At 36.0% G+C, this 11,869-nt stretch carries 9 protein-coding genes and 1 tRNA gene; 2 read left to right on the forward strand and 8 right to left on the reverse strand.

The genetic code is table 11. From position 1 onward, the window contains the following. Positions 1-3 precede the first annotated feature (3 nt). From ACIEHO_RS04645 to trxA, 7 genes are all read right to left on the reverse strand, one after another. The gene (locus ACIEHO_RS04645) at positions 4-189 is read right to left on the reverse strand and encodes a YgaP family membrane protein (RefSeq protein ID WP_406969147.1); all 186 of its coding nucleotides are present in this window, start codon (positions 187-189) and stop codon (positions 4-6) included. A gap of 18 nt (positions 190-207) precedes the next feature. Next, entirely contained in the window at positions 208-513 is a 306-nt protein-coding gene (locus ACIEHO_RS04650; RefSeq protein ID WP_406969149.1) for a hypothetical protein, read from the reverse strand. A 43-nt stretch (positions 514-556) separates the two neighbouring features. Beyond that, positions 557-3,751 carry an efflux RND transporter permease subunit gene (locus ACIEHO_RS04655; RefSeq protein WP_406969151.1) on the reverse strand — a complete coding sequence of 1,065 codons (3,195 nt, stop codon included), beginning with the start codon at positions 3,749-3,751 and terminating at the stop codon, positions 557-559. 148 nt (positions 3,752-3,899) lie between these two features. Continuing rightward, positions 3,900-4,973 (reverse strand): efflux RND transporter periplasmic adaptor subunit, encoded by a 1,074-nt coding sequence (locus tag ACIEHO_RS04660; RefSeq protein ID WP_406969153.1) that lies wholly within the window; start codon positions 4,971-4,973, stop codon positions 3,900-3,902. 64 nt (positions 4,974-5,037) lie between these two features. After that, complete coding sequence (locus ACIEHO_RS04665) at positions 5,038-6,348, reverse strand: TolC family protein (protein WP_406969155.1); 1,311 nt, start codon at positions 6,346-6,348, stop codon at positions 5,038-5,040. Between the two features lie 145 nt (positions 6,349-6,493). Then, a complete protein-coding gene (locus ACIEHO_RS04670; RefSeq protein ID WP_406969157.1) occupies positions 6,494-6,976 on the reverse strand; it encodes a methyltransferase domain-containing protein in 483 nt (160 codons plus the stop codon). A gap of 100 nt (positions 6,977-7,076) precedes the next feature. Then, a complete protein-coding gene (gene trxA, locus ACIEHO_RS04675; RefSeq protein ID WP_406969159.1) occupies positions 7,077-7,373 on the reverse strand; it encodes a thioredoxin in 297 nt (98 codons plus the stop codon). 212 nt (positions 7,374-7,585) lie between these two features. Here trxA and ACIEHO_RS04680 point away from each other — a divergent pair. Together ACIEHO_RS04680 and ACIEHO_RS04685 are read left to right on the forward strand one after the other, a co-directional pair. Then, positions 7,586-7,659: transfer RNA gene (locus ACIEHO_RS04680), tRNA-Arg, on the forward strand. Positions 7,660-8,011: 352 nt separating this feature from the next. Further along, entirely contained in the window at positions 8,012-11,386 is a 3,375-nt protein-coding gene (locus ACIEHO_RS04685; RefSeq protein ID WP_406969161.1) for a proline dehydrogenase family protein, read from the forward strand. Positions 11,387-11,516: 130 nt separating this feature from the next. On the opposite strand, the gene ACIEHO_RS04690 is transcribed toward ACIEHO_RS04685, so the two are convergent. Next, the gene (locus tag ACIEHO_RS04690; RefSeq protein WP_406969163.1) at positions 11,517-11,669 is read right to left on the reverse strand and encodes an SsrA-binding protein; all 153 of its coding nucleotides are present in this window, start codon (positions 11,667-11,669) and stop codon (positions 11,517-11,519) included. Between the last annotated feature and the right edge of the window lie 200 nt (positions 11,670-11,869).

Consider the following 11,869-nt stretch of genomic DNA (forward strand, 5'->3'; position numbering starts at 1 on the left):
ATTTTATTTTTTAACCCCCAGTTTTAACAAGATGGTTTCTAATAAGCACCATTTTGTAAATGCAGACTGAATTAAATTGATGCCAATAAAAACGGTAAACCACATCCAATTTTGGTTTACATAAATCGTGAGAATGATACTTAATAGTACCATGGAGCCTACGATAACTCTGAAATAAGTGTTTAACATGTTGCCTAAATTTTTTGATTATATTGATTTTTCAACAGGAACAACCACTGCCTTGATGGGGTTGTTGGTTTCAAGGTTGGCATTGAACGCTATGATATGCTTGAAAAGCTCATCGATATATTTTTCCTCGGTAAATGAAAAGAACATAACAGATTCGTTTCCTGCATTTTCTGCTCCAAACCAATTCGATGACATAATTAGGGCTTGGTTGTTTTTATAGCCGTCAATTTCAGATTCACTAAAATTTTCTATCCCAGCTTTTTTGAAAAGCTTAATGATATCTTTATGAAACTCCTCTACTGCGGTGACTAATACTAATTTCATATTATTTTTTTATTTGTCATTCTGAACTTGTTTCAGAATCTCATTATTTATAATTCTTTTTCTCAATCATGTAGTACACTAGTGGTACAACCAATAAGGTCAAGAAGGTAGACACAATGGTTCCGCCCATTAACGATATGGCTAATCCTTGAAAAATGGGGTCAAATAAGATTACGAACGCACCTATTACTACGGTCCCTGCAGTGAGTAAAATGGGTGTTGTTCTTACTGCGCCAGCTTCTATTGCTGCTTGCTTTAGCGGCACGCCTTCGTTTAACCGCAGGTTGATAAAGTCGATTAACAATACCGAATTACGCACCATAATCCCTGCCAACGCAATCATGCCAATAAACGAGGTTGCCGTAAAAAAAGCACCCATTAACCAGTGGCCTAAAATGATACCTATCATTGATAATGGTATGGCCACCATCATCACCACTGGTGCTTTAAAGTTTTGAAACCAACCTACAATTAAGATGTAAATTAAGATAATGGCTCCTAAAAAGGCAATTCCTAAATCTCTAAATACCTCCAGCGTAATTTGCCATTCGCCATCCCATTTTACGGTATAATCATCTTCAAATTCTGGTTGCCCTAAATATATTTCGTTTATTTGATAGCCTTGTGGTAACGAAATTTCTTTTAATTTCTCTTCCATACCTAATATGGCGTATGCTGGACTTTCTAATTCGCCAGCCATATCTGCCATCACGTAAACCACACGTTTTTGATTCTTTCTGTAAATGTTTTTTGCGATTGTGGTTTCAGAAATTGATACTAAATCTGCGATGGGAACCAAATTACCTTGTTGCGATTTCACTTTTAGTTGTGAAATATCTTGAATGGTTGATTTTTCCTTTTCATCTAAAGCCAATACCAAGCCTATTTGGTTTACGGCGTCTTCATCATACAACACAGTTAATGGTCTGTTGGATAAGGCCATATTCATGGTATAGACAATTTGTTTTGGAGCTACACCATACAACATAGCTTTTTCTTTATCTATGGTGAATTGAAATTCCGTTTGATTGGCTTCTACCATCCAGTCGACATCTACAACATCGTCAGTGTTTTTTAGGATGTTTTGTACTTTGTTGGCAATTTCCATTTGCTTGTCGTAATCTGGGCCGTAAACTTCTGCCACTAATGTCGATAATACCGGTGGTCCTGGTGGGACTTCAACTAACTTCACATTGGCATTATATTTTGAAGCAATTTTCTGAATGTCTGGACGCAATAATTTAGCTATGTTATGACTTTGAGCACTGCGCTCTCCCTTATCCACCAAATTGACCTGTATGTCTGCCATATTGCTTCCGCCACGTAAATCGTAATGACGCACTAAACCATTAAAGGTAATTGGCGCCGACGTACCAATATAATTTTGATAATTAACCACTTCAGGTCGCGTTGATAAGTATTGCGAAACCTCTTTAGCCACCAATGCTGTACGCTCTAAAGTTGTGCCCTCTGGCATATCAATAACCACTTGAAACTCGTTTTTGTTATCAAAAGGTAGCATTTTAACGACAACAGAATTGGTGAAAAACATGACCATCGTTCCCATTAGTAAGATGAATGTTCCTCCTAAAAACAACCAACGTTTTGCTGAGCTTTCAATTAATGGGCGTTCAAATTTTTCGTAAAACTTGTATATAGAAGTTTCTTCTAATGGTTTTTCGGGTTTTTCTTCGGTCCCTTTTTTATCTTTTTCTCTTAAGAAAATATAACCTAAATAGGGTGTAATAGTCAATGCGACGAACAATGATAAAATCATGGCAATAGAAGCTCCTATCGGCATTGGTGCCATATATGGCCCCATTAAACCAGATACAAATGCCATAGGCAATACCGAGGCGATTACCGTAAAAGTGGCTAAAATAGTTGGGTTACCTACTTCGTTAATGGCATATAAAGCGGCTTGTTTAAAAGGCAAACGTTTCATTTTAAAATGCCTATGCATATTTTCGGCAATAATAATGGAATCGTCTACCACAATACCTGTTACAAATACTAAAGCAAAAAGTGTAATACGATTAAGTGTATAGTCTAACATGTAGTAGCTTAACAGGGTTAAGGCAAAGGTGATGGGAACCGATAAAAACACCACCAATCCACCACGCCAACCCATGGCTAGCATCACGACAAATGTTACTGCAATGATAGAGCCAATAAGGTGTAATAATAATTCTGAAACCTTGTGTGATGCCGTTTCACCATAGTTTCTTGTGATTTCTACATGTACATCGTCTGGAATTAGGTTTTGACGTAAATGTTCTACTTTATCGATAATCACATCGGCTATTTTCATAGCATCGGCACCTTTTCGTTTTGCCACCGAAATGGTAACTGCTGGATATTCTGATTTGAAATTGCTTGCTTTTTCGCTAGCTTGACCAAATCCTAAGCTCACATAGTTTTGTGGTACTTCTGGTCCATCAATAATTTTTGAAACTTGTTTTAAATAAATAGGTTGGTTTTGTTGCACACCAACGACTAGATTTTCAACATCGGTTGCCGATTCTAAAAACTTACCAGTGTTTACAACGAATTCGGTGTCATTTTTATCGAACGTTCCTGAATTTAACTGCGCGTTGTTTGCTTTTATCATTTCAGAAACCGATAAAAAGTCTAATCCTGAAGCGGCTAATTTATCTTTATCTAGAACAATCCGCACTTGACGTTCCCTGCCACCAATTTTATGGGTAATAGCTACGTCGTTTATCTTTTTAATTTCGGCTTCTAATTCTAGAGCCATTTGCCCTAATTGGAAGTCGTCATAATTCTCACTCCACAAGGTTAAACCTAACATGGGTACATCATCAATAGCCCGTGTTTTTACCAACGGAAACGTCACGCCTTCCGGCATTTGGTCCATGTGCTTATTGATCTCGTTGTATAATTTTACAAAAGAACGCTCGATATCTTCGCCAACATAAAACTGAACGATGACCATGCCTTGCTCTTTCATAGAGGTAGAATACACATATTCTACACCTTTAATATTCGAAATTAATTGCTCTAAAGGTTTGATGACTCTAGATTCGACTTCGGTTGGACTTGCGCCAGGATAACCTACAAAAATATCTGCCATAGGCACATCAATTTGTGGCTCTTCTTCACGCGGAATCAAAAATGAACTGTATACACCAATAACCATAAAGACTATCATTAAAAGCACTGTAAGCTTCGATGTCATAAAGACTTTGGCTATTTTTCCTGCTAAACCTTCTTTCATAATCGGCCCCTCAAACTCCCCAAAGGGGAGAATTAATACGGGTTATTTTTTAGTTAATATTTTTTTACTTTTACCTGTTAGGTTTTTTTAAACCTAACAGGATTGGCACTAAAACCTATAGATGTATTCAACCTGCTGAATACCATCACTAAAGGCTTATCTTCACTCCATTAAATAATTTTCCTTTCGCTGAAACGATATAGCTTTCATTAGCATTTAAACCGGATAATACCTCTACTTGATTTCCAAAAGTTCTTCCTAATCGCAACCAACGTAAAATGGCTGTGTTGCTTTGGCTTACAGTGAAGATTCCGCTTAATTGTCCGTTAGTTACAATAGCATCTTTTGGCACTATAATCAAAGATGTTTCAGCTTTTCTTTCTATAGGGAATTGTACTGTTGTGAACATTCCTGATAAAATATTAGCATCGGTTTTATCTAGTGCTATTTTTACTAAATATTGCCCACCAGTTTGTGCTGCTGATGTACTCACTTCTGTAATTTTTCCAGAAATAGTTTGGTTAATAGATTTTACGTTTACACTGACTTTTGCGTCTTTTTTTATTCCTGAAATCTCGGTTTCTGGTACCATGGCCGTCACTTCAAAATCACCTGGTGCTTCTATAGAAATTAAAGGTTGACCAGGATTTGCCATATCGCCATTTTTTACTGTTTTACTTGTAATTACACCGCTAAAGGGTGCTGTGATATTGGTATATGCAAACTGTGCATTAATTTCGGTTTTCATTTGTTTTGCAGCTTCAAGACCAGCTTTAGCCATCTCATAGTTTGCCGTCATATCATCCACCTCTTTTTGGGAAGCACTGTTTTGGGCAAATAAGGCTTGGAAGCGCTCGTAATCTTTTTTCGCATTATTATATGCTGCTGCAGCTTTGGTGATATTGGCATTGACTTGTGCGCGTTTGGCTTGTAAATCGACATTATTAATAGCCACAAGCAATTGTCCTTTGTTGACTTTGTCTCCAACATTAACAGGGACGCTGTTTACGTAACCCATTGTTCTGGTACTAAGATTAGCACTGTTTTTGGCTTGTATTTTTCCGCTTACCGATAAAAATGGATTGTGGTTATTATCGGTAACTTTTGAAACCTTTACAGGGATAACAGGCGAATTATCGGTAACTGCTTTTTTATCTTCACTACCGCAACTAGCTATTAAAAAAGCGACTGCAAGTGTTAATGTGGTATATAGTCTTTTCATTGTATTGATTTTATGTTTTTGTTTCATTTAATGAGTACTCCGACTGCATGCTGCTAACTGCATTCTATTCATGAGTTAAAAAATTGACGTATGCTAAAGCGTAATTGTATTCAAAAATGGTTTGGTAATGTTCTAATTGTTTTTGTGCGAATTGCGTTTCTGCCATTAATAAATCGGATGTTTTTTCTAAACCTTCTTTAAAACGATTGGTACGAATTCTTAAGGATTCTTCCGATTGGTCTAAAGCTAATTTTGAAAGATTCAGTTTGTTTTCGGCATCGATTAACATGCGTTTTGCTTTGTTGAGTTCAAGCTTACTTTTTGATACATATTGGTTGTATTCTAGTTTAGATTTTTCAAATTCAGCTTTACTTTTTTGTGCTTGTCCGAAACGTTTAGAGCCTTTAAAAATATCCCAACTTAATTGCGCTCCAACAATGTATCCATTAGCGTCAGCTTGAAAGATTTTATCGTCGTACATTTCATAGCTTCCAAATGCATTTAAACGTGGTAAAAATGCCATTTTATCGGCTTTACTCATTGCCTCATAAGCATTACTTGCCAATTGCATAGCTTTAATATCGCTACGATTTTCCGATAAGGTTTTAACTTCCATAGTACGAACTAAAACGGATAAGTTATCACTTGGTTTATAGACTACAAATACTTTGTCATTCATTAAAAATGACAAGTAATTAGATGCGTTTTGTACATTACTTTTAGCTTGTTGTAACTGGTTTTTAACTTCGGTTACACGTACTTCAACATTTAACACATCGGCTCGTTGTAAGTAGCCTTGCTCAAAACTGTTGTCGGCAAGTTTTTTATTTGCGTTAGCCGCTTCTAATGCCTTTTCCAGCACATCAACCGCTTTGTAAGCTAATTGTAATTGCATATAGGCTTTATCGACTTCAAATGTTAAATAATCTTCGGTACGCTGTGTTTTTAAAGACATGGCTTCCATTTTCGATTTAGCTGCTTTACGCTGAAAAATACCGTCTACATTAATTAAAGGTTGCTGTATTTCAAATTTGGTAGCAAAGTTTTTAATTTGATCTGGGTCGTTTAACAAAGCTGGATTAAAATCGGCTTGCGTTAAAATTTCCTGATTTAATTTTGATCCAAACGCCATTAATGGATTAGTTGTAGAAATACCGGTGTGACTAGCCGTAATATTAGGCAAGAAGATGGCATTGGTCTGTCTGTAATCTGCCTTAGCTTGGTTAAATTCTTCTTCAGAAATTTTAATTGAGGTATTCTTTTCTGAAACTCTTGACAGAACCTCTGTTTTGGATATTGAAATGGATTGCTGTGCGGGCAAAAGCATGCTCCAGAACAAAAGTATTATGGGCAGGATTGGAATTATTTTTCGCATCAATAGTTCTTTTTGTTGATGCAAAAGTAAGTTCGAACTCTTGATGTGTCTGTAACAAAGGTTACCCTAATCAGGAACCTTTTCGGAATACTTTATCTAAGAAAATGATTTACTAAAGCTAAGGAAGAAGCGTAGTTAGAGAAAATTAAGACTTTCTAGACATTTTAAAAAATAGTTCTATTCCAGTTCTGGAGTTATGAGAGTTATAAGCCTCTTCCATAATTTGAATGTTAAAATAAGGTCCAAAGTAGGTTTTGTATTCAGCCTTGTTTCCTCCAAAGGGTGGTTGGTCTTGGTTAAGGGGTACATTAAAAAGTAAGCCAATCATTTTGCCGTTAGGAAAGAGTAGCTCTTGCGCCTTTTTAGCGTATTCAGGTCTTAGTTGTGGATGTATGGCGCAAAAGAATGTTTGTTCAATAATTATATCAAAACGTATGTCTAATGTGAAAAAATCTTTGTGAATGAGGTGTTCTTCAGGAAAGTTGTTGGCTCGATTTTTTAAGTTAGACAAGGCCATTTGAGATATGTCGACCACATAAGTATTTTTAAAGCCTTTAGAGTGAAGATATTCTGCTTCATATGAATTTCCGCCGCCTGGAATTAATATTTGCAGATTCTTATTATCCAATTGGTCAAAATAGGATTTTAGTGGGGGGATACCCCACCCAAATCCCAGCCTATATTACCATTTTTATAGCGGTTATCCCAAAACGATTCAGATAAGTCCATTAACGCGAATTGTTTAATAAGCCGATGATTTCATCCTTTTGAACAACACCAGATTGCCTCCAAACCATTTTCCCTTGCTTGAATAACATTAAAGTCGGCACTCCCCGAACTTTGTATTTCGAAGCTAATGTTTGGTTTTTGTCCACATCAATTTTAATAATAGCTATTCGGTTGCCCAAATCATCTTTAACTTCTTTTAGAATAGGGGACATCATTTTGCATGGGCCGCACCATTCTGCAAAAAAATCGACTAAAACAGGTTGGTCTTGATTTATTATTTCTGAAAACTTGGTCATAATTAACGGTATTTATCGGTTCTTGTTTTATGACGAAAAACAGGGCTTAAAATTAACCTTTACTGATATAAAGCCCGTAACAATAGTTACATATCTACTGATAAACTGCATTTTAATAGAAGCCTAAAATTATCATATTTTTTTATAAAATTAAATTAAATAAGATTTGTTTCTATTCTAAGAAAAAATGTATATTTGCACCCACTTAAAAAGGCCACGTGGCGCAACTGAATAGCGCACTTGATTACGGCTCAAGAGGTTCCAGGTTTGAATCCTGGCGTGGTCACAATAAAACCCTAGCACATTTCGTGTTAGGGTTTTTTTTGTTTTCATCTGTGACCGACATTAACATGATTTATGGGAAACATAAATTACGACCGTTAAAATGGCTTACCGAAGGCAGTATCAAACACTCTAAATAACAAAAAAATCAAGCTAAATACTGACTGTGTTTTGAAAGAAATTAGGGAATTTGGTTAATCTGTTCAATAATTGTTAATATAATTTAAAAATACTATGAATTCCGAATAGCTATCGCTACATTTGGCGAAAATATTTTAACCTGAAAAATATGGTTTGTAATGAAGGTTGAAGTAGTTTTTAGAATCTGAAATTAATCGAAAAAAACACAACAATATATGTCATTTAAATTATCTACTAAGCAAATAGATAAAGTGCTAAATATAGCCGTGGGACTCCAAAAACCAAGAAGGAAGTCTCCGCCAAATCCATTCGGAAAACGTATTGGCCCCATTATAAAATCGCCTAAAGGAAAGATATTTTTAATTCGTTTAATGGATGTGGCATTCAGAAGTAAAAATTATTCTAGAATATCAACCTACGTACACCGCCTTTTTAAAAGTACCGATGCGCATAAAAAATTATTTAATACCCAAGAAAAAGCGCTAGTAAGATTGTTCAATATAATAGGTTATAAATTACCCTCTGTTAGTGTGCCATTAATGCTAAAAGAAATACAAGATGTTACCAGCCCAGTAGTTTATTTTGTTGGCGATAAGAAATATAAAGAACACTACCAAAAGCGTAAAAAACAAAATATTCAATTAAATGTAAACCTTATTGGTGAGGCATTAATTGGTGAAAAAGAGGCGGAAAAAAGAATAGAGGAGTATTGCAGGTTGTTAAATCAAAAGGAGGTGGACTACATCTCTATTAAAGCATCAACCATTTATTCTCAAATCGAATCGATTGCTCACGATAAAGTGGTGGATATTTTGGTAGAAAAACTTTCTATAATTTACCGTGAGGTGCTTCGTATAGAAAAGGAAACGGGTATCCAGAAGTTCGTAAATATGGATATGGAAGAATACCGCGACCTGTCCATTACATTGGCAACGTTTAAAAAAGCATTAGAACAGGAAGAATTTAAATCCTTACGAGCCGGAATTGTTATCCAAGCCTATTTGCCCGATGCGTTTAATGAAGTTTTCGAGCTTCAGGAATGGGCTATAAAACGAGTTAAAAATGGAGGTGCGCCAGTTAAAGTTCGCATAGTAAAAGGAGCTAATCTGGAAATGGAGATGACAGAAGCTTCGATGAAAGATTGGCCATTAGCTACTTACAATACTAAATTAGAAACAGATGCCAATTATAAGAGGGTGCTTCTTCAGCTTTTAGATTCTGAGAAGGTTAAAAGCCTTAACGTAGGGGTGGCCTCCCATAATATTTTTGATTTAGCATTCGCCCTAAAACTTGTTGAAGCTCAAGATATTTCAAATTATGTTGATTTTGAAATGTTGGAAGGTGTAGCACAAGGTACCGTAATGGAAATTGTTAGAAAAGGTATGAATGTGCTGCTTTATACACCTATTGTAAAGGAAAGTGACTATAATAATGCCATTGCTTATTTGGTGCGCCGATTAGATGAAGGAACGCAAAAAGGAAACTTCTTACGTGAAGGGTTTAATCTAGATGTGGATTCCGATAAGTGGGAAGAGTTACAGCAACATTTTCTCGATTCTTTGGGTAAAATGGATGTTGTGAAAATTACACCAAATCGTAACCAGAATCGTTCTGCTCAAAAAGTTAAGATTCAAAAGAAATTTAAAAATGTTCCAGATACAGATTGGACTCGTGAAGATAACCGAATTTGGATAGCAGAAGTCAAGAAGCGTTGGGAGAACCCAACGGATGTTGTTGGCGATGTGATACCAGTAGTGAGCAATAAACCTGAGGGGAAAAGAGATGTTGTAAAGCAAGAAAACTGGAAAGGCGAATTACCATGGCAGTATGAACTAGCCACAGAAAGTGACTATAAAGAATTTGTTGAAGGCAATTCGGAATGGCACGAACTTCCTACACCGAAAAAAGTCAAACTATTAAGGAAAGCTGCAGTTATTATGGAAGAGCGTCGTGGCGACCTTATTGCGGTAGCTATTGAAGAGTTAGGTAAAACGGCTGCAGAAGTTGATGTAGAGGTATCTGAAGCCATTGATTTTGCCAATTTTTATACCCAAAACTTGTTAGATATTGAAGCTGAAGACGTAGATTATGAATGCTCGGGTGTGAACCTGGTTTTATCGCCTTGGAATTTTCCAATAGCCATTCCAATAGGTGGGGTTTTGGCTTCTTTATGTGCAGGTAAAAGGGTGATTTTAAAACCTTCACAAAATGCGGCAGCATGTGCTTACCTTATTAGTAAATGTTTGTGGGATGCCGGAGTGCCTAAAAGTGCTTTTGCTTTTTTGCCTACTGAAGAATCAAATCTCGATGCCTTTTTAGCCGAAGGCAATGTCTTTGATGCAGTTATTTTAACTGGAGGTACAGCAACGGCTCAATTTTTATTGAATCGTAATCCGCAATTAAATCTCTATGCAGAAACAGGAGGTAAAAATTCAACGATTGTTACGGCATTATCAGACCGTGATCAAGCCATCAAAAATGTGGTACAATCGGCTTTTGGTAATACAGGGCAAAAATGTTCAGCAACTTCGTTACTTATATTAGAAGAGGAAGTGTTTAATGATAATCATTTTAAGGAGTTATTGAAAGATGCTGCAGAAAGTAGAATCTATGGTGATCCATGGGATTTTCATACAGTGGTTGGCCCGTTGGCTGTCCCGGTTAACGAACGAATCAAACACGTTATTGAAAATACTGATGATAAAGATTGGCTTCTAAAACCAGAGTTAGAAGGGGAATACCTCTTAAAACCAGGAATAAAGTGGGGTATTACAACCGAAGATTATGGTTATAAAAATGAGCTTTTTGGGCCTATACTTTTTGTGATGAAAGCCAATGGACTGCAAGATGCAATAGATAAAGTGAATGGCGTGGAATATGGATTAACAAGTGGTATTGAATCGTTGGCTAGAGAGGAGGTACGTTATTGGAAAAACAAAGTGATAGCCGGTAATTTGTATGCTAATAGAGGTACAACAGGGGCTATTGTAATGCGTCAGCCATTTGGAGGCATGAAAGCCTCATGCTATGGTTTTGGCATGAAGGCCGGAGGTGTTAACTATGTGCGTCAGTTCATGAATTTGTTATCATCAAAACCGGTGAATATGGATGAGTTAGAAAATAATTATTTGCTCCATTTTTTATCGCATTTTAATAAAGAAATTGATTATGCACATATTAGAGGCCAGCACAACACATGCCGATACCTGAAGTCGGATAAAGTATTTTTGTTAGTTGGACAAGACACTACCCAGGAACACTTTGATATGGTGCTCACGGCTTGCAAGGTGCTTAAACTGGATGTTGAGGTGTATTCTATCTCAGGGGTTAGTTTGGAATTTGAAGATGTCCATAAGATTAGTTCATGGGACGAATTGGTGCCAGATATTAATTTTGAAACCACTGTAAGATGTTTAACAAACGAAATTGACGATACGTTCAGAGTATCACTTCATAAAAAGCACATTAATATTTTTGATAGAACACCAATGCCAAATGGTAGGTTTGAACTTCTTAATTATTTAAATGAACAAAGTATTTCAATAAACTACCACCGTTATGGTAACCAGATGGGAGAAAGTTCTAAATAAAAGAGTACCGATATCTCAGTTGGGTACTATAGGTATAAAATCCTCAGCGTTTCCTTTTCAACCAAAAATGGGAAAGGGAAACAGAACATGAGAAATATTCTATTTTTGAATTGCTAGTTGCTAGATATAACTAATCTAGAGCATTTTTTGTTACATGCCACCGCCATCCAATTATGGCCATCTGTAGTTTACTCGCTTCAGACAAATCTAATTGTCGCTTAGAATAGCTTGGTAAAATCGCTTTGTTGGCTTTGGCTAAAATTTTAAAAAATGCTTTTTTCATTTCAAGTTTAAATATAATACGGCATTTAAGTTGTCATTGTAAATTGTTTGTAGGACTAATTTAAATGATGCTAACTGTTGCAAAAATAGTAAAACTTATTCTAGACTAAGTTTTACAGTGTTTCGGTTAAATCATTGAAATGATGAAGAGTAATATTCCAATAAGAATTTTTGCAAGAGTAATCATAATTTTAGGTTTTA

It is taken from the genome of Flavisericum labens (assembly GCF_045446075.1).
GTDB classification, from domain to species: Bacteria; Bacteroidota; Bacteroidia; order Flavobacteriales; family Flavobacteriaceae; genus Flavisericum; species Flavisericum labens.

What these genes read in the sequence shown, in the direction of transcription:
- trxA (WP_406969159.1), bottom strand. Translation starts at nt 7,373, where the DNA reads ATGACCAAGTTTTCAGAAATAATAAATCAAGACCAACCTGTTTTAGTC.
- ACIEHO_RS04645 (WP_406969147.1), bottom strand. Translation starts at nt 189, where the DNA reads ATGTTAAACACTTATTTCAGAGTTATCGTAGGCTCCATGGTACTATTA.
- ACIEHO_RS04655 (WP_406969151.1), bottom strand. Translation starts at nt 3,751, where the DNA reads ATGAAAGAAGGTTTAGCAGGAAAAATAGCCAAAGTCTTTATGACATCG.
- ACIEHO_RS04690 (WP_406969163.1), bottom strand. Translation starts at nt 11,669, where the DNA reads ATGAAAAAAGCATTTTTTAAAATTTTAGCCAAAGCCAACAAAGCGATT.
- ACIEHO_RS04660 (WP_406969153.1), bottom strand. Translation starts at nt 4,973, where the DNA reads ATGAAAAGACTATATACCACATTAACACTTGCAGTCGCTTTTTTAATA.
- ACIEHO_RS04685 (WP_406969161.1), top strand. Translation starts at nt 8,012, where the DNA reads ATGTCATTTAAATTATCTACTAAGCAAATAGATAAAGTGCTAAATATA.
- ACIEHO_RS04665 (WP_406969155.1), bottom strand. Translation starts at nt 6,348, where the DNA reads ATGCGAAAAATAATTCCAATCCTGCCCATAATACTTTTGTTCTGGAGC.
- ACIEHO_RS04650 (WP_406969149.1), bottom strand. Translation starts at nt 513, where the DNA reads ATGAAATTAGTATTAGTCACCGCAGTAGAGGAGTTTCATAAAGATATC.